The 23,425-nt window shown below is 35.4% G+C and carries 28 protein-coding genes; 10 read left to right on the plus strand and 18 right to left on the minus strand.

From position 1 onward, the window contains the following. Positions 1 to 58: 58 nt before the first annotated feature. From MHI40_RS14650 to hemE, 6 genes are all read right to left on the minus strand, one after another. Positions 59 to 523: a FixH family protein gene (locus MHI40_RS14650; RefSeq protein ID WP_340763262.1), complete on the minus strand. Its 465-nt coding sequence runs from the start codon at positions 521 to 523 to the stop codon at positions 59 to 61. A gap of 5 nt (positions 524 to 528) precedes the next feature. Beyond that, complete coding sequence (locus tag MHI40_RS14655) at positions 529 to 1,914, minus strand: sensor histidine kinase (RefSeq protein WP_340763263.1); 1,386 nt, start codon at positions 1,912 to 1,914, stop codon at positions 529 to 531. Then, positions 1,911 to 2,582 carry a response regulator transcription factor gene (locus MHI40_RS14660; RefSeq protein WP_340764533.1) on the minus strand — a complete coding sequence of 224 codons (672 nt, stop codon included), beginning with the start codon at positions 2,580 to 2,582 and terminating at the stop codon, positions 1,911 to 1,913. Before MHI40_RS14660 ends, MHI40_RS14655 begins: the two co-directional genes overlap by 4 nt. Beyond that, a complete protein-coding gene (locus MHI40_RS14665) occupies positions 2,582 to 3,517 on the minus strand; it encodes a YncE family protein (protein ID WP_340763264.1) in 936 nt (311 codons plus the stop codon). The genes MHI40_RS14660 and MHI40_RS14665 overlap by 1 nt, the downstream gene beginning before the upstream one ends. A 137-nt stretch (positions 3,518 to 3,654) precedes the next feature. Further along, positions 3,655 to 4,584 carry a ferrochelatase gene (gene hemH / locus MHI40_RS14670; RefSeq protein ID WP_340763265.1) on the minus strand — a complete coding sequence of 310 codons (930 nt, stop codon included), beginning with the start codon at positions 4,582 to 4,584 and terminating at the stop codon, positions 3,655 to 3,657. A gap of 17 nt (positions 4,585 to 4,601) precedes the next feature. Beyond that, positions 4,602 to 5,654 (minus strand): uroporphyrinogen decarboxylase, encoded by a 1,053-nt coding sequence (hemE, locus tag MHI40_RS14675; protein ID WP_093538605.1) that lies wholly within the window; start codon positions 5,652 to 5,654, stop codon positions 4,602 to 4,604. A gap of 200 nt (positions 5,655 to 5,854) precedes the next feature. On the opposite strand from hemE, the gene MHI40_RS14680 reads away from it, so the two are divergent. Beyond that, positions 5,855 to 6,349 carry an antibiotic biosynthesis monooxygenase family protein gene (locus MHI40_RS14680; RefSeq protein ID WP_340763266.1) on the plus strand — a complete coding sequence of 165 codons (495 nt, stop codon included), beginning with the start codon at positions 5,855 to 5,857 and terminating at the stop codon, positions 6,347 to 6,349. A gap of 297 nt (positions 6,350 to 6,646) precedes the next feature. Here the strand turns inward: MHI40_RS14680 and MHI40_RS14685 are convergent, their stop codons facing one another. Together MHI40_RS14685 and MHI40_RS14690 are read right to left on the minus strand one after the other, a co-directional pair. Then, positions 6,647 to 7,843 (minus strand): ABC transporter permease, encoded by a 1,197-nt coding sequence (locus MHI40_RS14685; RefSeq protein ID WP_340763267.1) that lies wholly within the window; start codon positions 7,841 to 7,843, stop codon positions 6,647 to 6,649. After that, positions 7,836 to 8,576, minus strand: a complete 741-nt coding sequence (locus tag MHI40_RS14690; protein WP_093538602.1) for an ABC transporter ATP-binding protein — start codon at positions 8,574 to 8,576, stop codon at positions 7,836 to 7,838. The genes MHI40_RS14685 and MHI40_RS14690 overlap by 8 nt, the downstream gene beginning before the upstream one ends. A 121-nt stretch (positions 8,577 to 8,697) precedes the next feature. Between MHI40_RS14690 and MHI40_RS14695 the strand changes: the two genes are divergently transcribed. The 6 genes from MHI40_RS14695 to MHI40_RS14720 all read left to right on the plus strand — a co-directional run bounded on the left by MHI40_RS14695 (position 8,698) and on the right by MHI40_RS14720 (position 11,984). Continuing rightward, entirely contained in the window at positions 8,698 to 9,123 is a 426-nt protein-coding gene (locus MHI40_RS14695; RefSeq protein ID WP_093538601.1) for an HIT family protein, read from the plus strand. Positions 9,124 to 9,242: 119 nt separating this feature from the next. Then, positions 9,243 to 9,767 carry a tryptophan transporter gene (locus MHI40_RS14700; RefSeq protein ID WP_093538600.1) on the plus strand — a complete coding sequence of 175 codons (525 nt, stop codon included), beginning with the start codon at positions 9,243 to 9,245 and terminating at the stop codon, positions 9,765 to 9,767. A gap of 227 nt (positions 9,768 to 9,994) precedes the next feature. Continuing rightward, positions 9,995 to 10,366 (plus strand): YtxH domain-containing protein, encoded by a 372-nt coding sequence (locus tag MHI40_RS14705; RefSeq protein WP_093538599.1) that lies wholly within the window; start codon positions 9,995 to 9,997, stop codon positions 10,364 to 10,366. Positions 10,367 to 10,542: 176 nt separating this feature from the next. After that, positions 10,543 to 11,076 (plus strand): HTH-type transcriptional regulator Hpr, encoded by a 534-nt coding sequence (locus tag MHI40_RS14710; RefSeq protein WP_340763268.1) that lies wholly within the window; start codon positions 10,543 to 10,545, stop codon positions 11,074 to 11,076. Between the two features lie 106 nt (positions 11,077 to 11,182). Further along, positions 11,183 to 11,719, plus strand: coding sequence for a DUF3267 domain-containing protein (locus MHI40_RS14715; RefSeq protein WP_093538597.1), 537 nt, complete (start codon positions 11,183 to 11,185; stop codon positions 11,717 to 11,719). 79 nt (positions 11,720 to 11,798) lie between these two features. Continuing rightward, complete coding sequence (locus MHI40_RS14720; RefSeq protein ID WP_090570160.1) at positions 11,799 to 11,984, plus strand: hypothetical protein; 186 nt, start codon at positions 11,799 to 11,801, stop codon at positions 11,982 to 11,984. 112 nt (positions 11,985 to 12,096) lie between these two features. Here the strand turns inward: MHI40_RS14720 and MHI40_RS14725 are convergent, their stop codons facing one another. Next, positions 12,097 to 12,207 (minus strand): YjcZ family sporulation protein, encoded by a 111-nt coding sequence (locus tag MHI40_RS14725; protein WP_090570162.1) that lies wholly within the window; start codon positions 12,205 to 12,207, stop codon positions 12,097 to 12,099. A gap of 139 nt (positions 12,208 to 12,346) precedes the next feature. Here MHI40_RS14725 and MHI40_RS14730 point away from each other — a divergent pair, with 139 nt between their 5' ends. After that, positions 12,347 to 13,297, plus strand: a complete 951-nt coding sequence (locus MHI40_RS14730; RefSeq protein WP_093538596.1) for a peptidylprolyl isomerase — start codon at positions 12,347 to 12,349, stop codon at positions 13,295 to 13,297. 256 nt (positions 13,298 to 13,553) lie between these two features. Here MHI40_RS14730 and MHI40_RS14735 read toward each other — a convergent pair whose 3' ends face one another. From MHI40_RS14735 to MHI40_RS14765, 7 genes are all read right to left on the minus strand, one after another. After that, positions 13,554 to 13,904 carry an NIPSNAP family protein gene (locus MHI40_RS14735; RefSeq protein ID WP_340764535.1) on the minus strand — a complete coding sequence of 117 codons (351 nt, stop codon included), beginning with the start codon at positions 13,902 to 13,904 and terminating at the stop codon, positions 13,554 to 13,556. 144 nt (positions 13,905 to 14,048) lie between these two features. Further along, positions 14,049 to 14,315 carry a hypothetical protein gene (locus MHI40_RS14740; protein ID WP_340763272.1) on the minus strand — a complete coding sequence of 89 codons (267 nt, stop codon included), beginning with the start codon at positions 14,313 to 14,315 and terminating at the stop codon, positions 14,049 to 14,051. 229 nt (positions 14,316 to 14,544) lie between these two features. After that, positions 14,545 to 15,483 (minus strand): 3'-5' exoribonuclease YhaM, encoded by a 939-nt coding sequence (yhaM, locus tag MHI40_RS14745; protein WP_340763274.1) that lies wholly within the window; start codon positions 15,481 to 15,483, stop codon positions 14,545 to 14,547. Beyond that, positions 15,480 to 18,194, minus strand: coding sequence for an ATP-binding protein (locus MHI40_RS14750; protein WP_340763275.1), 2,715 nt, complete (start codon positions 18,192 to 18,194; stop codon positions 15,480 to 15,482). The genes yhaM and MHI40_RS14750 overlap by 4 nt, the downstream gene beginning before the upstream one ends. Then, positions 18,191 to 19,402: a metallophosphoesterase family protein gene (locus tag MHI40_RS14755; protein WP_340763276.1), complete on the minus strand. Its 1,212-nt coding sequence runs from the start codon at positions 19,400 to 19,402 to the stop codon at positions 18,191 to 18,193. Before MHI40_RS14755 ends, MHI40_RS14750 begins: the two co-directional genes overlap by 4 nt. Positions 19,403 to 19,499: 97 nt before the next feature. After that, positions 19,500 to 19,811, minus strand: coding sequence for a hypothetical protein (locus tag MHI40_RS14760; protein ID WP_340763277.1), 312 nt, complete (start codon positions 19,809 to 19,811; stop codon positions 19,500 to 19,502). Next, on the minus strand, positions 19,804 to 20,013 hold the full coding sequence (locus tag MHI40_RS14765) for a helix-turn-helix transcriptional regulator (RefSeq protein WP_093538589.1): 210 nt from the start codon (positions 20,011 to 20,013) through the stop codon (positions 19,804 to 19,806). Before MHI40_RS14765 ends, MHI40_RS14760 begins: the two co-directional genes overlap by 8 nt. A 140-nt stretch (positions 20,014 to 20,153) precedes the next feature. On the opposite strand from MHI40_RS14765, the gene MHI40_RS14770 reads away from it, so the two are divergent. Beyond that, positions 20,154 to 20,339 carry a YhzD family protein gene (locus MHI40_RS14770; RefSeq protein WP_093538588.1) on the plus strand — a complete coding sequence of 62 codons (186 nt, stop codon included), beginning with the start codon at positions 20,154 to 20,156 and terminating at the stop codon, positions 20,337 to 20,339. Between the two features lie 175 nt (positions 20,340 to 20,514). On the opposite strand, the gene MHI40_RS14775 is transcribed toward MHI40_RS14770, so the two are convergent. Further along, positions 20,515 to 21,093, minus strand: a complete 579-nt coding sequence (locus tag MHI40_RS14775) for a DNA-3-methyladenine glycosylase I (RefSeq protein WP_340763278.1) — start codon at positions 21,091 to 21,093, stop codon at positions 20,515 to 20,517. A gap of 334 nt (positions 21,094 to 21,427) precedes the next feature. Here MHI40_RS14775 and MHI40_RS14780 point away from each other — a divergent pair, with 334 nt between their 5' ends. Further along, the gene (locus MHI40_RS14780; protein WP_340763279.1) at positions 21,428 to 22,312 is read left to right on the plus strand and encodes a DMT family transporter; all 885 of its coding nucleotides are present in this window, start codon (positions 21,428 to 21,430) and stop codon (positions 22,310 to 22,312) included. Positions 22,313 to 22,441: 129 nt separating this feature from the next. On the opposite strand, the gene MHI40_RS14785 is transcribed toward MHI40_RS14780, so the two are convergent. Continuing rightward, a complete protein-coding gene (locus tag MHI40_RS14785) occupies positions 22,442 to 23,221 on the minus strand; it encodes an enoyl-CoA hydratase (protein WP_445678326.1) in 780 nt (259 codons plus the stop codon). Positions 23,222 to 23,425 lie beyond the last annotated feature (204 nt).

A 23,425-nucleotide genomic window follows, 5' to 3' on the forward strand; every position in this document is an offset into this window, starting at 1 on the left:
AACCGTTTCGGTCATCTAGTCATTATAATACACCCATCTTATTTCATTGGCAAGGTATTTATTCGTGATTCATTTCACTCATTGAATTATCACTATCATCTGGCAATACCTTACTCATATCGGGTTCACCAACAATCATTTCCTGCTTTGGCATAACATGAAGTCCCCTTGCATTTGTATGAGCAAACATATAATAAACTCCATCATGATCAAATGAATAATTTGCTTCATATACGCCATCTTCTGTTAAATTTCCCTCTATCATATGCCCTTCGTCACGCAAGCCTGATTCCCATACCTCAAATTCAACGCTAGCATCATCCACTGCTTCATCCGATTGCGTTACTTTTGCAGATAAAACAACATCATCTACAGAAAGTGTTTCAGCTGTTTGGATGTCTACTATCACTTCTTCCAGTGTGCCTTCATTATTACTTGTTGATGGACTTTCCGATACTTCTTTATCTCCGCAACCTACAAGTGTCATCGTTGCAAATACTAGAACTGCTAATGTCTTTTTCATAAAAACTATTCCTCCCAAATTGGTAATGTTATATAAACCGTTGTTCCTTTTTCTACTTCACTTGTGAATATTAGCTTGCCTTTTTGCATTTCGATAAGTTGAGAAGCAATGGATAGTCCAAGACCAGTTCCCCCATCTATACGACTTCTAGCCTTATTCACACGATAAAACCTTTCGGTAATACGTGTCAAATGCTCCGGTGCTATTCCACACCCTTCATCTTGAATATGAATAGTTGTGTCATTCTTTGCTAGTTCATTTCCTATTTTGATGGAGGATGAGACAGGCGAATAGTGAATAGCGTTTTCTAAAATATTGATTAATATTTGTTTGGTCATTTGCTCATTAGCTTTTATAATTGTATCCTCGTCTATTGTAACAGTAAACGATATTTGCTTTTTATCTGCTAATGTTTTGACCAGCTGCAATACCTCCCGCACAATCTCCGATAACACTAAAGGCGATATATGAACTTCCTGATGCTGTTCAGAACGTGCTAATGTTAGCAAATCATTTGTCAGTTTCTGCATACGATTAGCCTCTTGCACAATAAGTGTATAAACCTCTTTTTTCTTTTCTTCTGGAACAAGATGTTGTTCAAATGCTTCCCCATACCCTTTTATATAACTAATCGGCGTACGTAGTTCATGGGATACAATAGATAAGAAATCTCTTTTTTTCTCATCTTCTTCCTGAATAGACGTTGCCATTTGGTTAAAGGTTTTAGCAAGTTCCCCAATTTCGTCGGTCGATTTCACATCAACTCTTGTGTCGTATTTTCCTACTGCCATTTCATTGGCTGCTACTTTTAGCTTATCTAGCGGCACGAGAACTTTTTGCACTGTCTTTAAACTGATCCATGCCATTAAAAGGAGTAGTAGAGATACTGTTATCAACAAAAAAATGACATCCTTCGAAGCCATTTCCGTCATTTTCGTTAATGGTACATAGACATAAATAATTCCTTCTAGCCTATTTTCATCGACTAAAGGATAAATAACGGATACAACTTCTCGGTTAAATCTCTTTTCATAACCTCGTTTAATGACTGCCTCACCTTCAATAAGCTGAGCGCGTTCCTCAGGACCAATTAATGACTCATAATCTATATCAAAAGGAATACAAGCACTAAGCTCTTTCGGATTTCGTACAGTAAAAACCTCTACGTCCGAAAATCGATTGAAATCTTCTGTTTGTTTGATGAAGTCATTTGTAACTGCCCCACCCTTATACGTACCCCGTAAGTTTTCTGCTATCTCTATCATGGAGGTTTCTGTATCCTCCACATAAAGTTCTTCATAAAGAAAATTAGTGAATATCATTAAGAAGACAATCGTGATAGTTATGAACAATAAAAGCAACATCCAAATTTTTACGGATAGTTTTTTCATTCTACTACCTCAAACCGATAACCTATTCCCCACACCGTCTCAATATATTTCCCAGCTTGTTCTCCCAGCTTTAAACGAAGTGTTTTAATATGCGTATCAACAGTACGCGTTCCGCCTTCATAATCCATTCCCCAAATTCGTTCTAATAGCTGCTCTCTGGAAAATGCTTTTCCTTCATATTTCATGAATATATGAAGTAATTCATATTCCTTTAACGTCAGTTGAATTTTTTCATTATTTACTGTAATTTGTCTACTTACTACATCATGTTCAATAATTCCTACTTTATGATGTTCATATGAGTTTATCCCAACTCTACGAAGTATAGCATTTATACGAGCCATCAATTCGATAGCTGTAAAAGGTTTGATGACATAGTCATCCCCACCAAGCTTTAACCCTTTGACTAAATCTGTTTTAGCATCCAGTGCAGTTAAAAAGATAATCGGTACTGGAGAAAATGTTCTTATTTTCTCACAAACCTCAAATCCATTCATGCCAGACATCATCACATCTAGCAGTATTAAGTCTATGTTGGACATTCGCACTTGTTCAATTGCGTCTTCTCCATTATCCGCGTGGAGGACATGATGACCTGCTTGATATAAATGAAGTTCAACTAGCTTGCGCATTTCTCTTTCATCATCTACGACTAATATAGTAGTCATCATTCAATCTCCCTTACGATTAACTGGAATGGGCCTTTTCCGACCTGCAGTTTTTTGGTAATCTCCCCAGACTGGATAAAATATAATTGATGATCATCATAACCAGCAAGCACCATACTATCACCAAAGGAGCTTATCCAAAACGGGTTTGCTCCTGCTTTGATAGAGTTTAAAACCTCACCAGTTTCGGATATTTCATAGACTGAACTACTACCGTGACTTACGGTGAAAACATGTCCATTTTTCGCTCTAGCCATATTAATAGGCATTAATGGAACTTCAATTTCACCTATTAGTTCACCAGTAGTTATATTCATTCTTTTAATAGAGCGATTAGGACTACTTCCTGCACCGTGGCCGCCTAACCAAAGTTCGTTGTCCTTTATAAATAGACCATGAGAAGAAGTCGGAATCGCCCACTCATCTACTTGTTCTAACTCCATAGATAGTTTAGAGAGGAATTCATCTTTAAAATTGACGACAAAAAGATTATTGCCATCAGAAATCATTGCCATTGGATAATTTCCAGTAGCTTGAGTCTGTATTTTTTCCCCTTTTGTATTATAAAGGGAAACTGTATTATCTATAGCATTGGTAATATAGATTTTTTCTTCATATACATACGCATAAGTAGAGCCTTCACCTACGTCAATAGTGGCTACCTGTTTACCTGTTGATAATTCAAGGAGCTCTGCCTTTTCAACGGTGTATCCATAAACTAGAAGTAAATCATCTGTTGCTAATGCAAAACCAGTGTAGGCCTCTTCTAGCTCCCATGACTCCATTATTTCAGCTTCATTTGATATAAAGTCTATGCTTCCGGCTAATGTATTCAAGCTAGCAATAAAATCCGTATCCGAGGGGATGGCTGGAAAGCTTGCCTCTGAACACCCTCCTATAAAGCAAAGTAATAAGAGCATATATAACTTTTTCACCTATCCACCCCCATTTCTTTCATTATAACGAGAATATGTGAAAAAAGTTTGAAATAGATTTCAATTTTTTGTTCCACCTAAACACTAAAAAATTACCCTAAACATCATTCAGATGTCTAGGGTAATTTAGGTAACTATTATTTTAAGTGTTTTAAAACGACATCTGCCATTGCATCGATAAATTGAGGTTGTGCATTTGGCATTTCAGGGCGTACATAAGTCGCTTGGATATCATCGCATACTACTTTACATTCATAGTCATTATCGTAAAGAACTTCTAAATGCTCTGCAACGAATCCTACTGGCGTGTAAACAAATGTTGTATATCCTTTTTGTTCGTGTAATTCACGAGTTAAATCTTGTACATCTGGTCCAATCCAAGGCTCAGGAGTTTGTCCAGCACTTTGCCAACCCACTTCGTAGTTTTCCACGCCTGCTGCTCGTGCAATTAAATCTGCTGTTTCTTGCAATTGTTCGGGATATGGATCGCCTAATTCTTTTATTTTTTCTGGTAATGAGTGAGCAGAAACGATTAAACATGCTTTTTCGCGTTGCTCTTCCGTCATTGCTGCGAATGCTTCGCTTACTCTGTCACTCCAGTATTGGATGAATTTTGGTTCATCGTACCAGCTTTCGATTGAAGTAATTTTAAGGTTACCCAGCTTTTCTGCTTCCTCTTTAATACGACCATTATATGATTTAATAGAGAAAGTAGAGAAATGTGGTGCCAATACCATTGATACTGCTTCTGTAATACCATCTTTATGCATTTCTGCAACTGCATCCTCTAAAAAAGGCTCGATATGTTTTAAGCCAATATATAACTTGAATTCAATCTCATCTTGCAATTCATTTAAACGGTCACATAATCCTCTTGCTTGGCTTTCAGTGATTTTAGCAAGTGGGGAAATACCTCCAATTGCTTCGTAACGTCCAGTTAAATCAGCCAGTTGCTCATCACTCGGTTTACGACCATGTCTGATATGTGTATAATATCGTTCAATATCTGCTTCTGAGTAAGGAGTTCCGTAAGCCATTACTAATAATCCCATTGTTTTTTTCATCATCTTCACCTCATAAAAATTTAGTTTGATTTTGCTGCGATTAGTTCTTTACTATAATCATGAACAAAAGAAGTTAAACGTTTAAGTGTTTCCGGTTCTACTTCTGGGAACACACCGTGTCCAAGGTTAAAGATATGCCCAGGCTGAGCCACACCTTGTTCTACGATAATTTTCGCGCGTTTTTCAATTTCATCCCAACTGCCAACTAAATAAGATGGATCTAAATTCCCCATTAAAGGCTTTGTCAGTCCTTTTGCACGGGCTTCTTCAATAGATAAGCGCCAGTCAATACCGACTACATCAACAGGAAGGTCATGCCATTCCTTCGCTAAGTGGCTAGCACCAACACCAAATGTAATAAGCGGAACGCCTGTTTCACGAAGCTCCGTGAAAATACGTGTCATAACCGGTTTGATGAAAATACGGTAATCTGCTACATTCAAAGCCCCTACCCACGAATCGAATACTTGAATAGCCTTCGCACCAGCTTTTACTTGAGCTTTGATGTAGACAATAATCATATCTGCAAGCTTGTCCATTAATGCAAACCAAGCCTGTGGTTCTGAAACCATAAATGCTTTTGTTTTGTTATAGCTTTTTGAAGGACCGCCTTCAATCATATAACTAGCAAGAGTGAATGGCGCCCCTGCAAATCCGATTAATGGAACATTTAGCTGCTCAGTCGTTAATAATTTAATCGTATCCAATACAAATGGCACATCATCTTCAGGAGATAAATCCCCTAAGTTTGCTACATCTTGAACTGTACGGATTGGATTAGAAATTACAGGGCCAACTCCATTTTTAATCTTTACATCTACGCCTATTCCAACAAGCGGTGTTACTATATCTTTATACAGAATTGCTGCATCGACGTTGTAATTATCTACTGGTAAACGTGTAACATATGCACAAAGTTCAGGTTCGTGTGTAATTTGCTCTAAAGAATATTTTTCTTTTATTTTTCTGTATTCAGGTTGTGATCTTCCCGCTTGCCTCATAAACCAAACTGGCGTGTGTTCAACTTGCTCTCCACGTGCTGCACGAAGAAGTGTATCGTTAAATTTAGTCATTAAAGGTACCTGCCTCTCATTATATAAACGTACTGTTTTTCCTATACGTTACAACTATAGACGTTCTTTTTTCTAAAGTATAGCCAAACAGTGCATTTGTCATAAATTTGTCCGGAATTCTGTATGATACTTGTGTATTATGTTTTTAAAATCATTAATATGGGAACGATATAAGAAAAGAGAGAAAGGGAGTTAATTTCATGAATTTATATATGACATCCGGGACTCCGGAATTTATGCAGTCCATAAAAAAGAAACATCCAAACGAAGAACTCTTCCTATTACACGGAACTGGAAATTCCGTTCTAATCCACGAAACCTCCAATAAATCAGTTTTTCAAGTGCCCAGAAAATATAAAGTGCTAGAATCGGCAGGGAACTTTTCACACAATGGTTACTTCGTTTTACAACATATTCCCATTACAGATGAAGGGAAAACAATTTTCGAGCACAAATACACAAACCTTGGTCCTACTGCGCAAAATGAACCAGGTTTTATCGCTTTAAGAGTGCTAGAACCTATTAAATCCGAAACATATATCATTTTATCGGAATGGACTAGTCCGAGTAGCTATGAAGTATGGGAAAAAACAGTCAACCTAGATTTTAGTATGATTGCAGATAAACAAAATTTGTTTACAAGCGCACCATATATATCTACTTACCAATCCATAGAAGAAGAGGAAGCTTTTTAAAGCTCCCTCTTTTTTTCTTACCATATAAGAAAGTATATAAAAGTACCGCAAGAACATCGGTTTTACAGGACTTTTTAGAATGAGTCTGCTGATTTCCGTTACATGTGGAGAACAAAGGCTAAAGTGCGCCACGTCCTGTGGCAAAGCCTTTGTGACCAACATCCTTTTGGCCTCCGCGGGCGAGGAAGAGGCTGAAGCCGTGCCCACGGAAAGCGTTCGCTCGCAGAGGATATCAACTGCATACCCAAGTTTCTGTTTTTAAAGGACTAGCCGTCTTTTTGCCTGGTTTTTATTATGTTATATTTTGCTTACCCGAAGCGTCAGTTCAGAAATAACGATCATCACAATCGGTATGAACAGTAACTCCATTATGAACCCTGCTTGTACTAAAATTACGATGAAGACGAAAATTGCCTGAATGAGTTGAATTATTCTTATCAGTTTATCAACAGCTTTTTTTCGTGTACCCTCTTTAATAGGAAACAGTAAATCCATTCGGAATTCTTCTCCTGTCGCTAAAGACTGGCGGAGTTGAATGACCGTAGCAAATGAAAGAGCACTAGTAAAGATGATCGCAACGATTGGAAACGGTATGAAAATGGCCCCGATCATAGCGAGCGCTGTAAGACGAACCCATAAATAGAAATAATCATTTGTACGGACAAATGTACGTACCACTAAATATAATTGTGTGTGTTTTTGTTCATAGGGTGCAAGTTTGTAAAGAATATCAAGCCACTTTCTTCTTTTCGTCATCCCCTGAATATGCGGGACATCTGTAAAGTAATTAGCAAAACGATAAAAACGCATCATACGTGCTTGCTCTACTTCAATGAAATGATCAAAAGGAAAAGGTACTTCTGCTTTTTTCTTCTTCCAAGCTATTAAATAGAGTATTTGAATAATAACGACCGCAAGTAAAAATAAATAGGTACCACTTAGTAAGAAATATAAACCGGCAAACAATAAAATCATTCGCATGAAATAATCTACCCACACATTTTTACCGTTGGATGCCCATCGATATTGGAATTCCGTTTGGATACTCCAATACTTCCAAATAAGGATCGCTCCGAAGAAGAATATTATTTCTTGTGATGTGGAACCAGCTATTCTTGTTAGCAGTGGTATCGACACAACCAATGCTGCTAACGGTACTATAATGGATGAAAAGAAAGTCCATGTAAGCGCGAGTTTTAAATATTCACCTAGTTTTGTTTCTAATGGAAGAAAGTAAACACTATCTGCTTTTTTCATTAACGTAACTGGCGTACTCAAAGCGAGTAAAATACTCACGATGAATGATACAACTAAAAAGGCGGGAAAATCCTTTGGAGCTGTATTCAACCATTCACTATACGTATAACCGGCTGCCCCAATTACGAATACAATGACAATTGCAATATGCCCAGAAATAATATACTTCAAGTATTTTTGCAATTCATTTATATAAAATATAAACCGTTTACTCCATACTTCACGCAAATTATTCATTTTGTTGTTCCTTCGTCATTTCGATGTAAAGATCATCTAATGTTGCATCAGGCATTTGAAATGCCGCCCGTAAATCGTCCATTGTCCCCTGAGCACGAATTTTCCCGTTATGCAAAAGTAGGATACGATCACAGTATTTTTCTGCAGTAGTCAATATATGTGTGGACATTAATATGGATGCCCCTTCATCTTTTCTTGTTTTCATCTGCTCCAGTAATGATTTAATACCTAATGGATCCAGACCTACAAACGGTTCATCGATAATGAACAATGTTGGATTCACTAGGAACGCACACATAATCATTACTTTTTGTCTCATTCCTTTAGAAAAGTGCGCTGGAAACCAGTTCAATCTTTTTTCCATACGGAATTCTTTCAATAATGCTTCTTTTCTTGCCTCAAAAACAGATTCATCTAAATTGTAGGCCATCGCTGTTAGCTGAAGATGTTCCTTTAACGTCAACTCATCATATAACACTGGCGTTTCAGGTATATAGGAAAACGATGTACGATATTGTGCTGGATCCTCTTTCAATGTTTTACCGTTAAGTAGGATTTCACCCTTTAGAGCGTTCATTGTTCCGATAATATGTTTGATGGTAGTACTTTTACCAGCACCATTCAACCCGATTAACCCTACTAGTTCTCCCTTTTCAATCGAAAAGTTTAAATCATGTAACACAGGCTTTCTTGTATAGCCACCTGTCACGTCTTTGACTTCTAATACAGTCATCTTACGCACCTCACTTCTTATACATAGTTTACCAAAAAAAACTCAAAAAATCTTCTATCATTCCACAGCCTGTCCTATTATATGTTAAACTTTTCATAACGATGAATATGGAGGCTATATGATGAGTGAATGTATTTTTTGCAAAATAATTGATGGTTCTATTCCAAGTGCGAAAATCTATGAAGATGAGTATGTGTATGCTTTCATGGATATAATGCCATTAACAAAAGGTCACACACTAATTATTCCTAAAAATCACAAAGAGAACGTGTATGATTTATCCGAAGAAGAAGCTAGTAACTTATTCAAAGTTGTCCCTAAAATTGCGAGTGCTTTGAAAGAAAGTTTCGGTCCAGTGGGCATGAACCTATTAAATAACAATGGAGCACCTGCCGGTCAGAGCGTATTTCATTTCCATTTACACTTCATCCCGCGTTACGATCAAACAGATGGCTTCCGTCCAACTTGGATCACAAAAGAGAAAACATTTACTCCGGAGATCATCCAAAATTTAGCAGGAGAATTATTTGAAAAATTGAAGAAGTAATTCTTGCTATTACTACATCGAGCAAGTAAAATCATATATAAGTTTCTTGCTAACGATCATGAGGATACGTTAGAGGAAAATAACAAACAGAGCATAGAATAGCTGAGGAGAGATGAGAAATGAATACGAAGAATTTAGTTTTGATGGCCCTTTTAGTAGGTGTCGGAGCAGTACTTTACATTATTATCCCAGGAATTAATGGTGGGATGAAACCAGACTTTATGCTGACAATGATGTTTATAGGAATACTATTATTTCCTAACGTAAAAAGCACATTCTTACTTGGTATTTCAACAGGTGTTATTTCTGGACTGTTTTCTACTTTTCCAGGAGGATTTGTTCCAAATATCATTGATAAAGCAGTAACAGCATTTGTTTTCTTAGGTCTTGTATTATTATTAAACAAATTAGCCAATAAGGTTGCAGTTGGTGTAATCCTTACAGGAATTGGCACACTAATATCAGGTACAGTTTTCTTATCAACTGCTATTTTTGTATTCGGAGCAGGTGCAATTTTCCAGGAATTATTTGTTATTGTAGTAATTCCAGCGATTGCTATAAATGCAATAGCATTCTTCATCATCTATCCGATTATAGGTAAATTGATTAAACGTACTAGTTTTGAAACAGCCCTAACCGTATAAATATAAGCTAACTGCTTTCCTTTTCGAAGGAAAGCTTTTTTTCTATAGAAAACTATCTAATTAGCGACATATAAATAAATTTCTAAAGTGATGCTCCGTCCAGACACAAGTGCCTTGCTGCTGTGCAAATTGCCTATCGTGGAGCTTGCCCTTTTGTTATATAAAATAATATGTTTTAATTATCATAAGGTAAGGAATAATACATATAAGCAAAGGAGTGAATTATTATGAAACTAGCACCATTATTTTACGGGTTAACAACTGGTTTACTAGTTGGGGCTTCTACTGTACTTATGACCACTCCAAAATCAGGTATGGAAGTTCGATCTTCCTTAAAGTCTACCTCTAATGATTTTAGAGACAAGCTTTCGGACATAAAGCTTCAACTAGCAGATGTTAAAAGTTCAATAAACAACTTAACAAATTCTTCAAAAGAAGTAGTACCAAGTACAATTGAAGACCTTAAATCTAGTATTGCCCAGTGGAAAAACGAAACTGCACCTCTTCAAGCCCATCTTCAAGCAGAAATTTCGTCTATTCAAGAAGCAATGGCAGATTTAGAAAGTAAGTTACCAAAGAAAAAAGAAGCAACAATATAATATGAAAGGAGGATATATTCCAAAATGGGATATATCCTTTTTTTTATAAACGGTTTCACTCTAAAATTATCCAAAATATTATTATAAAAATAATAATATTTATTAAACTTGTATTCACTTACTTACTTTCTTGCTATAATGTTTTTAAGAAATTAAATACAGAAAGCAGGGTTAACATGGCAGATCAATTTTATACGAAGAAAGAAGCAATGCTTTACAGTCAGCGGATAGCGCAACTATCTAAAGCACTTTGGAAAGCAGTAGAAAAAGATTGGCAATCATGGATAAAACCTTATGACTTGAATATTAATGAACATCATATTTTATGGATATCATATCACCTTAAAGGTGCAACTATTTCTGATATAGCAAAATTCGGAGTCATGCATGTCTCCACAGCATTTAATTTTTCTAAGAAATTAGAGGAACGAGGATTACTTTCATTTTCTAAAAGAGAAACAGATAAGCGAAATACGTATGTAGATGTGACCAAAAAAGGACAGGTACTTTTAGAAGAGATGTATGAAAATTACCATGAGACTCCACACGCTATACTGGAAGGCTCTCTCCCTATCAAAGAGGTATATGGAAAATTTCCAGATTTCATGGATGTAACTGCTGTTATTCGCAATATTTACGGGGACGATTTCATGGATATCTTCGAAAGATCATTAAAAAATCTCGAGAGTACAATTGTAGCAAAAGACTAATAATACGAGGTTAATAATCCCCCATAAATAAAGAGGTTGCTTTTTCTAATAAAAAGGATTATCTTATGTATCTAAATTAAATTTATATATATAGGAGTTGCATACCTTGCACTGCTGGAAAACAATTAATGTGAAAAAACAATATGGCTTAGAAAGATTATTTGTTCTTTCTTCTTTAGTAGTAATTATGGTTTTTTCTTTTGCATATGCCTTATTAGGAATTATTAATGATACACATAAATCGGATGATTACTTTTGGATATTTACGATAGCATTTTTGGGTGTTTATCCACTTCATAAAATATTTCATTTTATCCCAATGATTGGACTTAAAGAAAAAATAAAATTTATTGTCTTTAATCAATTTAGATTTATTCCCACTGTACATTTAAGAATAATAGAACCAATTCAAAAAGGTAGATTTCTTTTCATCTTACTAGCTCCTTTTATTTTCTTAAATGCTTTACTTGTCATAGGAGCGTTAGCAGTTCCTGTTTTTGCACACTATTTTACTATTTTGTTTGCTTACCATTGTGGAATTTGCTTAATCGATTTAATTTATGTAAAAAACTTAAGTAAATCACCTAAGTGCGCTTTAATCGAGGAAACAGATGCAGGGTACGAAATTTTAATAGCGGAATAAAACTATTAACAATATGTAACACTTGTATATCCTCCTCATTGTTTGTTATGCTTAGTCAGTATATGAAGGGAGTCTAGACATGATTATATTCACATTAGTTCTATTCTCAGCATTTTATTTGCTACAAATTAACCGAATGACATATGCTTTAGTAATGTCAAAAGAAATACCGGAAGAGAAACATCCGAAGATTTTTCGTACGATCAATATCCTGATCACGATTCTTCTTGTTTCCTTTTATGTTGAGCTAGTTTACGCAGTTTAAGAGAAAAAAAGTGGACCCAAATCTTCATAAGATTGGGTCATTTCTTTTTTTCACTCTACAAATACGAGAAACTAAGATCGTTTTTTAGACGATCTCAGTTTCTCCTATTTAATTAGTAGAGAAACGCTGCGCCTACAATGATCAATAGAATAAATAAAACTACGATCAAAGCAAACCCTGAACCACCGTTATATCCGCCGCCACCGTTATATTGTCCGCTCATTTAAAACACCTCCTTTTCCATGTATCCTATGCGGCATTTTAAATGTTCGGTAGGCAAATGTAAGGGAACTATTTTTGTTTTTATTTCGTTTATGTTATAGTAACTACGGCAACACATAGAAGTTAGGAGAGAATATTTCATGAAAAAAACAGTATTAACATTAACACTTGCAGCATCAGTTCTTGCTTTAGGAGCTTGTAGCGGGGACTCAGACAAAAACAGTGAAGTTATTGCTACATCTAAAGTCGGAGATATTACACAGAATGATTTGTATGAAGAGATGAAATCATCTATCGGCGATCAAGCATTCCAATTGCTAATGATTGAAAAAGTACTTGCAGATAAGTACGAAGTGTCTAAGGATGAAGTAAACACTCAGTTAAAAGCTGATAAAGAGCAGTACGGGGAAAGCTTTGAAGCAATGATTGCTCAACAAGGCTATACTGAAGAATCTTACAAAAAATTCTTAGAACTAAACCTATTGCAAGAAAAAGCTTTAATAGAAGATGTTAAAGTAACAGAAGAAGAAATTAAAGCAGAATATGAAAATATTAAAAATGAAATTAATGCTCGTCACGTATTAGTAGCAGACGAAGAAACAGCGAAAAAAGTTAAAGCTGAATTAGAGTCAGGTAAAGACTTTGCAGAAGTTGCAAAAGAATACTCTACGGAAGAAGCAGCTCAAACAAGTGGCGGAGAACTAGGTTGGTTTGGTAAAGGCCAAATGGTTCCAGAATTCGAAAAAGTAGCATTTGGTTTAGAGAAAAATGTAATATCTGAACCAGTTAAATCGGAATTTGGTTACCACGTTATTGAAGTAACGGATACTCGCACAATTGAGAAATCATATGAAGATAAAAAAGCTGAAATTGAAAAACAATTGAAGTTAGAAAAAGCAGACCAATCAAAATTATTACCAAAAGTGGCTAAAATGATGAAAGACGCTAAAATCGAGATTAAAGATGAGGACTTAAAAACATCATTAGATCAATTTTTAGCAGCTGCTGAAGAACAAAAAACACCAGCTGAAGATGCAGAAGCTAAAACAGATACAACTGAAGATGCTGAGGCAACTGAAGACGAAAAATAAATAACACAAGTAAAAAGGTTGAACATGACGGAAGTCATGTTCAACCTTTTTTATTTTGCTCTCGTTCTTTTTTCAGAATCCTATTATTCATGTGAGGAACGAAAAAGTGCAACTTAATACATAAAATAATTATCAATATGATCTTTCTTAAAGCACCTGTGTTTAAGAAGATATGTTTAATTTCCCTAGTAAAATGTGGAAGACGTGAATGAACCAACACGCATAAGCACCCAAAGATTTAAACACGTATTTAAGATTAATAATCTACTTTATTTAAAGTAGACACTAATGCTTCATTTTTCACTTCCAATATATAATCAGTAAAAACATGTTCCCTTCCACCATTTTTTTCATACCACTCTTTAATGCGTTTAATATGAGCATTGTCAGCTTTTACATTGTTCTCTATTTCTATATAATCGTTATAACTGTCATATTCCCAAATAGCAAATATTTCTGTGGTATTATCATTGTTATCCGACATCCATCGCCCTACCAAACGAGCTCCGTGCTTTAGTTGATTAGGTAAATTAGTATTGTTGAAGTGTTCATTAAACTTCTCTACAAATTCATTTTTTATAATGTAAAATTTTCTCCTATAAAATATATATGTACCTCCTATAACTTAAGTATTCTAGCACCATATTCTGAGGGCTCAGCTTATTTTAATAGTAATTTCTGTTATGCAATTTTATAGATATTGAGCGTATTAAAATCTTCATTGGGTGTGATAAGCTCACCAAATTAGTCATTAAATTTTACCGACAATTGCATAAAGAAAACCTATAAATAATGCACCCAACGAAACAGAAAGTAACGAGATATACTTCATTAACCCTTTTTCTTTCTTAAAGAAAGCACAGATGCCAAGCACTATGCCTGTTAGATAGATACCAAAGCCAATGCATATTCCCCACCAACCAAAAATATCAATATTAATGGGTGGGAATGCCATATATGCACCAAAAATTCCAACAATAATTAATATAATGGAAATCTTACTGAACTTTCTTTTCATGTGTTCATCCCCTTCAATTCTATCTATTCTCTATTCCTTTAAGATTTCCCTTGTTCAATTAATCTCTCTATACTTTTTAACTTAAAAGGGTGCTTTACTCCTTTATGAAGTAAGCACCCTTTATAGAATTAGTGCGTCTGTTAGTTGTAGCTTCACAAACTACGAAAATGATCGGTAATACAAAGCCAAAAAAAAACGTAAAGGCTTCGCACCTTTACGCTTTTTTTGTCTATTCAAATGTTGGCTTATAGAATGAACGGTTTTCTAATGGGAATAATCGCTCGGAGAATTCACCAGGGTTTGTTTTGTCTAATGCACGATTAAGCATATTCATCTTCGCATCAATATTATCGATATAATGGAGCATCTCCGCTTCACGAAGTGCAGGACGTTTTGGACTTCCCCACTCTTCTTTACCGTGATGAGACAGTACCATATGCTTAAGAAGCATTACCTCTTCTCCCTCGATTTCCAATTCTTCGGCAGCTTTAGAAATTTCAGTTACCATTATGGTAATATGTCCAAGTAAATTACCTTCCACTGTATATGTTGTTGCTACAGGTCCTGAAAGCTCCACTACTTTTCCAATATCATGTAAGATAATTCCTGCATATAAAAGATCCTTATTTAACGTTGGATACAAATCGCATAACGATTTTCCTAATTTTAGCATAGACACAACATGATCTATTAGTCCAGAAGCATAATCATGATGGTTTTTAGTCGCTGCAGGGAACGTCATAAATGATGTCTGATGTTTTTTCATCAGATGTCTCGTAATACGTTGTATTATTGGATTTTTCATTTCAAAGAAGTATTGTAAAAGCTCTTCCATCAATTCTTCTTTTGGTTTTTCTGAAGATGGAACTAAATCATTAATCGAAATGGTTTCTTCCGCTTTTACTGGGCGAATACTTTTTACACGTAACTGGAACTTTCCACGGTAATCTTGGATTTCCCCACCGACACGTACAATTTGACTCGCACCATAAAGCTTTTCATGCTCATCATTTGTATCCCACAGTTTTGCTTCAATATCTCCACTCTTATCTTGCAATATTAGTGACATAAATGGTTTTCCAACGGTTGTTACACCTTTTGTAGATTGTTTTATAAGTAAGTAGTGATCAACTGGTTCGCCTACTCGCAATTGTGTAATGCCTTTCATTTCACAACCCCTACCTTTCTAGGTAATAATGTCGCTACTTGTATGACGGATGCGTCTTCCCATACATATTGCATGTTGTCATGACAAGTAAAATAGAGTAATTGGTGTTCTTTTTGTAGCTCTGCCATTAATTGTACCACTTGTTGAAGTCTGACACGATCGAAATGTACAAATGGATCATCCATGATTATGGGAAATGGTGCTTTTCTTTGCAAGGAAACTGCTAGGGCCAGGCGTAAGGAAATATATGCTTGCTCTTTTGTCGCTTGACTGAGCTCTGCAATTTTAAAGCGTTGTCCAGTGGTTTTAACTGCCTCAAAGTTCCCTTCTGGTGATAAGATCAATTGTACATATGATTGGTTTGTAAGCAATTGAAAGTAATGTTGTGCATTTTCTAATACTTCTGGAAGTCGCTCTTCTTTTAACTGTTTCATCATCTGTTTAATCGATTCAACAACTACTTTTTGAGCCGCCCATTTTTTTACGAGCTCATGTAGTTCTGCTTTTTTCTGTTCTAATAATTGTAATTGTTCACTCTGCTCTTCATCCTCTAATAATCTTTTCGTTTGATAAGACAAAGTTGCTTTTTCATCATTATATTTATGTCTCTGTTGTTGTAGCTGATGTAGTTCTCCCTTACACTTGTCCTCAAATGTAATTTCAAAATCGTTCAAGTTTATATGTTTTCCAGCTAATTGCATGTGGATATGGCGTAATTCCTTTTCAAGCTCCACTTTTTTCTCATAGAGAGAATTTGCCGTATAATAATCGCTTTCTAAATCCACATTTGCCTCCTGATATAATAGGCGGATTTGTTCGGTAAAAGACTCTTGAAGTAAAGCAAGCTCTTTATATTTCTTTTGCAGCTCGGAAATCCTTGTCGCTTTATACTGCTGATCTTCTAACTTTTGCTTTTCAGCTAAATAGAAATCTCGTAATTGGTGGAATAGCATATCTTCTGAGAGATTAAAAGGAACTTTTTCCAATGCTTGTCTATACAATTCCTGTATTCGCAGACCAACTTCATAGAGCTTTGTTTCCATTTGGTCTAGCTGAATTTGCTGTTCTTGAATTAGGCGAAGTCGCTTAAATAGTTCAGGTAATAGACTTGGTGATAATTGTTCACTAATATGATAGCTTGTCAAAAACTCATTTACCTGTTTTGATATATTTGTTTTATTAGTTTCTAACTCATTAATTTTTTGCTTCAAATGTGAAATCTCTTGTTGTAGTGACTGCAGTTCCTTGTTTAATAAATCTGCATATATTCGAACATCATCCGATTGCTTCCATGTATTCATCATGAAAGTAAATCCTGCATATACAATTCCGCTAATGATAATAGCAGTAAGAGGAACTATCCAATTTGATTGTGCAACACCTATAATAACCCCGATAAGAACAATAGCTGCAATAATACCAAACATTATTTTATTGGTTTGTTGAGCCGAAGAGGATTTATTAACCTTTTTGGACTCTATCACTCTTTGTTGTAAATGGAGTAAGTCCTGTTCCTTCATTTGAAGTAATCTTTTTTCTTGCTGTATCTCAAGCTCCAAGTTTTTTTCAGTTTGAAGCGTCGTAACCAGTTTGTCCTCTTGCTGTATGGAAACATCTGCGTGGACTATATGCTGTAAGCTTTTTTCCCAGTTTACTCCTACTAGAGCTAACTGCTGCATTTGGCTTTGCAGTGTTTTACTTTGCTCCTCTTCTATTTGTATTCGTTTGGAGCGAAGCTGATGCCATTCTGCCTCTCGATTTAGAAATGATTGTAATCCCTCTATTTGCGATGAAGTTAAGCTAGTTGTATTAATCGTTAAAGAATCTAACTCTTTTTTCACTTGCTCCATCTCTATAGAATTACGATTCAACTTATCTTTCGTCAACTCAAATCTTCGAATACCATCTGAAGGAAAGGTCTGTTCTTTTACTAAGTCGAGCTCCAGATTTAAGTCCATTTCTGTTTCTTTCAATGGTTTCAGTTGCTTCCATTCCATATAGCGTTGTAACTGCTGAGAAATCTCTTTTTCTTGTTGATCTAGTTCCTCAACTATCGTTTCTATTTCGTTCAGACGTTTTATAGCAGGTTCGTATTTTCCTACTTCTTCTAGCTGATGCTTGTAGGCAGTCTCCAGTTCACGTAGTTCTTCTATCTTTTGATTGATTAAAGGTTTTCTGCCAGTGGGCTTAAATAGCTCTCCCATATCTTTTATAAATTGATTTTCGACAATCGCTAATGTATCGATGCCGGTTGTTCCTGAAGATAATAACGTTTTCGTAAGCTCTTCTTCTGTCATCTTCTCGAAGCCCTGTAACTGAAGTAAAGAAAAAGAAAAAATGGCTTCAAAGTCTGAGCGTGAATAAGCGTGGAGAATACTAGACAGCTCCCTTTCGCCTCCACGGGTCCCATCTGGATAATATAATGTAACCTCTCCACTTGCTTTCCCTTTAACTCGCTCAATCGTTACAAGCTGTCCTTGATCATCAATTATTTCGACTTTACCTCCATAAGTAGCACTGCTTTTAGGTTCATAGCGAAGTAACTGTGCATTTCTTTGCGGAAATCCAAATAAAATATGCAGGATGAATTGTTGAATAGTAGTCTTTCCTACCTCATTTTCACCAAAGAACACATTTATACCATCGCTAAGTTTAATCTCTATATTTTCATGCTTTCCAAAGCCATATATTTGAAGCTTTACAAGTTTCAATTGCTACCCCTCCTTGCAATAGCCTCTAAAACTAATGATTCTGCTTCTTTTACGACGTCATCCATAAAAACTTGATCTAAGGGCTGTAAATATCTACTCCCTCTAGAATGCTGATAAAGTTCATTTAAAGCGAGCTTCCATTCTGAAGTGTTCCATTCATTCAAAGAAGATAATAGCATAGTAGATTCAGGGCTTTTCTCAATGGGAGTTTCTATATACAGTTCTTTGATTATTAAAAAGTTATTTGCTTGTTCGAGACTCTCCTGGATTAATACTTGCCAATCATCTTTATTGCTAGATTTTAATAATTCAATCGTTTCATCTGTCATCCCATTTAACGTAAGTTCCAAGATTGCTTTTCCGTGTATTTCACTGTAATTTCTTAGTGCAGTTTCAATATGGATGATTAATTCATTTGCATGGATTATATCTGCACAATCTATAGAAAGTTTGTCATAAATAAAAGCAGATGATGGGACAAATTGAAGGTCTACTTGATTGTTAAGTAAAGATACTTCATAGAAGCCTTTTATGCCACTTTCATTGCGGTGCCTACTTTGCGTATTTCCGGGATAAACAATAGGTGGTTCGGAATGGATTATTTGACGCTTGTGTATATGACCAAGCGCCCAATAATGATAGCCTTTCTCTAGCAGATCACTTTTTCTAAATGGTGCATATACATCATGCTCCTTATTGCCTTCTACACTACCATGGAGCATCCCAATATGAATTTCCTCATGATTAAAAATTGGAAAGTGGCTATGCATTGGTTCCTGAATATGACGTTCTTTATAACTAAATCCTGTAATATGGACTTTTTCTTCTCTTATTAAGAGTGTTTTGGTTTCTACCTTTTCGCCAAATACATGAACATTTGCAGGCAATTGAAAACGAACCCAATTCCCACTTAAATGATCATGATTGCCATGACAAATGTAAACCGGAATATTTTCTACATTCAGAGCTTCCATTCCTTGTTGAAATAAATGCTGTGCACGGAGACTCCGATTTTCCCCATCATAAATATCGCCAACTATTAATACAAAGTCCGGTTTACTTTCCACCGCGTAATTAATCATGTTTTGAAACGCTTGAAAAGTACTCTCCCGTATTTCTTTCCACCTTTTTTTAGGAATAGAGGAAATACCTTTAAAAGGGCTGTCCAAATGTAAATCTGCCACATGTAGAAAACGAATTCTTGCCATCAAGTACACCTCATCCAAAAATAGAATATTTGTTCTTATTTTACCATAAGGAAAAGACTGTATACAACTAAATGTGTACAGTCTTCTACGATCCTTCTTAGTTATCTTGATTTGCAACAAATGCTCCGATTGTATAGGAAAGCATATGAACCACCCAAAGACCCGTTAATAAGAAAAAGGTCAGCCCAGGTCCCTCCATTACTATGACAATCATCCAGACAACTAAGATTGCAATAGTCGTCGCTACCCATGAATAGGAACGTGCTTTTTCATGTATTCTATTGTATCGTTCATCAAACCATCTCTTTTTCTTACCGATTTTCCGATTGATCATGAAAACTATACCTATTATTACAATTGCTAATGGCAAACCGATTAAAAATGTAAGTAAATCAAATTTTTCATACATCCTTCTCTTCCTCCTCGTAAATGAATAGATCCTCAATCGTACATGTAAATAGTCTGGATAACTTAAAAGCCAAATTAATCGATGGATTGTATTTTCCTTTTTCTAACGATATTATTGTTTGTCTGGATACATCTAGCTTTTCTGATAGTTCATCCTGTGTCATTCCAAATGCCATCCGTTTATCTCGAACGTAGTTTTTCAACTTGCCCCTCCTTTTTTGTAAAGTTAGCTTTACGTAAAGTTTACTTTACTTCTCACTTTATTGTCAAGCTAGCTTTACATTTTGTTTTCATAATTTTTTGTGTATAATATATAGTAGAATAATGAAGGGGTGTTTGACTCATGAAACCATACCGATTTACTGCCTTTGAACCAACCGGAGAACTAATTTTAGAGGAAACTTGGGAATATGAAAATGACGAAGAAGCAAAGGAAAAAGGAGAAGCAATTATTGAAGAAAAAGGCTTTTCCAATAAAACACATCGTTTAGTAAATAGTTCTGGGAAACTAGTATTATTTCATGTATAGAACAACAAAAAGGACTTAACCATTATATTGGCTAAGTCCTTTTTTTATTTTTCATATAGACCCGATAGGCTTCAATAGTGCTCATTTGAGTAAGCCCGTAGAATATTCTTCGTTAATGCAAATTTCTAGTAAATTATCATTTCCACCCATCAATATATTGTTTGTTAAAGTCATATCAAGTCTTTTCATGAATTATTTGATTTAAAGTATGATGATCGCATGATTTAATATGATCATCTACTATGCCTATTGCTTGTAAAAAGGAATACGTTGTAACAGGTCCCACAAATTTGACGCCTCTCTTTTTTAACTCTTTGCTAACCTGTACTGATAATGGAGATTGAGCAGGGATTTGAATGTCTGTCTCCCAATTATTAATAATTGGTTTAAAATCAACAAAGTGCCATAAAAAATTGGAAAAACTCTTAAATTCTTTTTGTATCCTCACTACTGCTTCTGCATTGGTGCGAATGGATTGAAGCTTCGAAAAATGTTTAATGACATTGTAATTTTCTTTTATAAACTCTAAATCCGTGTCACTCAGACTAGCACAATATTCGATGTCAAAATTTTGAAAAGCATCTTTGTAAGCTTCGCGTTTTGCTAAAACAATACTCCACGACAATCCAGCTTGTGCCCCCTCCAACGTCAACATTTCGAAAATATACCGGTCATCCCAACTAGGTCTGCACCATTCTTCATCATGATAAGCTTGCATAAGCTCACTGCTTTGCGGCCATAAACATTGTTCCATTAATAGCTTCACCTCTTTCATCTTGTTAAACTTACTGTACCATTCTTAATAAGATAACTGCATGTCATATTTAAATCGAGTATTGGTCTTGTCCGTAGCATACCTAAAACAATATCATTCTTTCAGCATTTAATCCGATCAACTTTTTCAGTTGATAGTTTTGTAATCTCCCATACTGAGCAAGTCAAAAGCGGTTAAACATCAAAAACGGAGAGATTGATTTAATGAAGACATATTGCACCATAATTGTATTCCATATTTCGACCGTAGTTGAAATGTTTAGAAGTTATAATAGACATAAATAACTCAGTATAATATGTAGGGAGATAAAAAAATGAATACTTTCAAATTTACATTGTTAATACTCTTAACGACATTTTTAATGGGTTCTTCTTTTGCAGTAGGTAAAATAGGTTTGTCTTATTCATCCCCTTTGTTATTAGCAGGATTACGCTTCACACTTGCTGGATTCATAATGGCGGTAAGTGTTATCGTTATAAAAAGACCGCACCCAGTATCTAAAGGAAACTGGATAAAGATGCTTATTATTGGTACTTTCCAAACTGCCGGTGTTATGGGTTGTATTTTTTTGAGTTTACGAACCATTACAGCTAGTGAATCCTCAATTCTTACATTCACTAACCCGTTACTTGTTGTTGTATTCGGTACCTTATTTTTAAAATCACGCTATAAATTTTATCAATGGATTGGTGTACTTTTAGGGTTAGTAGGGGTAAGTATTGCAGTAGGTGCCCAAATTGAATTAAAGATTGGCGTTCTTTTTGGCATTCTTTCTGCTGTTTTTTGGGCAATTTCCACATTATTAGTTAAAAAATGGGGGGCACTTTTCAATACGTGGGTTCTATCCGCTTACCAGATGCTTTTTGGTGGATTACTACTTCTACTTGGCAGCTTTATTCTTGAAAAACAAGTCTTCATTTTGAATAGTAATTCATTGTTCATTTTATTATGGTTAAGTATTATGTCTTCTATTGTCCAATTTGCCGTCTGGTATTATCTTTTACAAAAGGGGGATCCAGGAAAAACGAGTGCCTATTTATTTTTGGCACCTTTCTTCGGTGTATTATCTGGTTGGTTACTATTAGGGGAGACGTTATACCCTTCTATCATCGTTGGTGGCTTGTTTATTATTATTGGTATCTATCTTGTAAATAGGACTTTTCAGAAGAAAAATAACCTAGTTAAAAGAACTTTATAAAAAGTTCACTTATCTTAATTTCACAAATTATCCCAGCAGTTTAATTGTCGCTTCCATCCTCTTTTGTTATTAATAAAGTATGTAATCAAATGAAAAGGAGGATCAGCTAAATGATCCTCCCTGTAAATCTTATCTTCCTTTAAACTCGGGTTTTCTTTTTTCAACAAATGCTTTAATACCCTCTAAATGATCTTCGGTTCTTCGCATTGCGGATTGCGTAACAGCTTCTTTTTCTAGAACAGTTTGCAATTCATTTATCTTCGTTGCGTGTAAGATTTCTTTTGATGCGATCATAGCAGCAATTGGAGATTGGATTAGTTTTTGTGCATAGGATGCTGCAGTTGCAGAACCTAAACCATCGGATGCAATTTCATCCACAAGTCCGATTTTTTGTGCTTCTTTTCCAGAGAAAAGCTGCCCGCTCCACATCAGTTGTTTTGCTTTTGGGATCCCTACTCTTTCCTTTAAGAAGAAATGGCCTCCACCGTCTGGAACAAGCCCAATTCCGATAAAATTCATAGCGAGTTTACTATTTTCCTCTGCTATGATAATATCGCAGCCTAATACCATACTAAAACCTAATCCAGCAGCAGCGCCGTGAACTGATGCAATAGTAATCTGTGGTAACTTATATAAAGCTGTAGCAATTCTTGTAAGATACGTCATCGCCTCGTCAATGTCTAAAGGATTCTCTTTATCTAGCATTGCTTTAATGTCTCCACCAGCAGAAAATGCTCGCCCTTCACCTTTTATAACTAACACTTGAACTGATTTTTCTGTTTGCAGAGATTCTAGACTTTCTGCTAGCTCTCTCATCATTACCCCATTCATCGAGTTCATCGCTTCTGGACGATTCAATGTTAAAGTCGCAATACGACCATCTTTTTCTAACAATATAGTTTTGTACATATACATTCCCCTTTATAAGTGAATAGTCATTCATTCTTGTTAAATTCGCCATTATACTATTAAAGTCCTTCTTAGAAAGGGGAAAACTATTTATAGCTTTTAGTTACCCGCATTCGATGAGGATTTACTAGCGCAACGGAGTATTTATCCATTTCTCCTGTAAATGAAAAAAGGAACCTCTCCATAGTAGGAGAAGTTCCTTTC

The organism is Psychrobacillus sp. FSL H8-0510 (assembly GCF_038008345.1).
GTDB lineage: Bacteria > Bacillota > Bacilli > Bacillales_A > Planococcaceae > Psychrobacillus > Psychrobacillus psychrotolerans.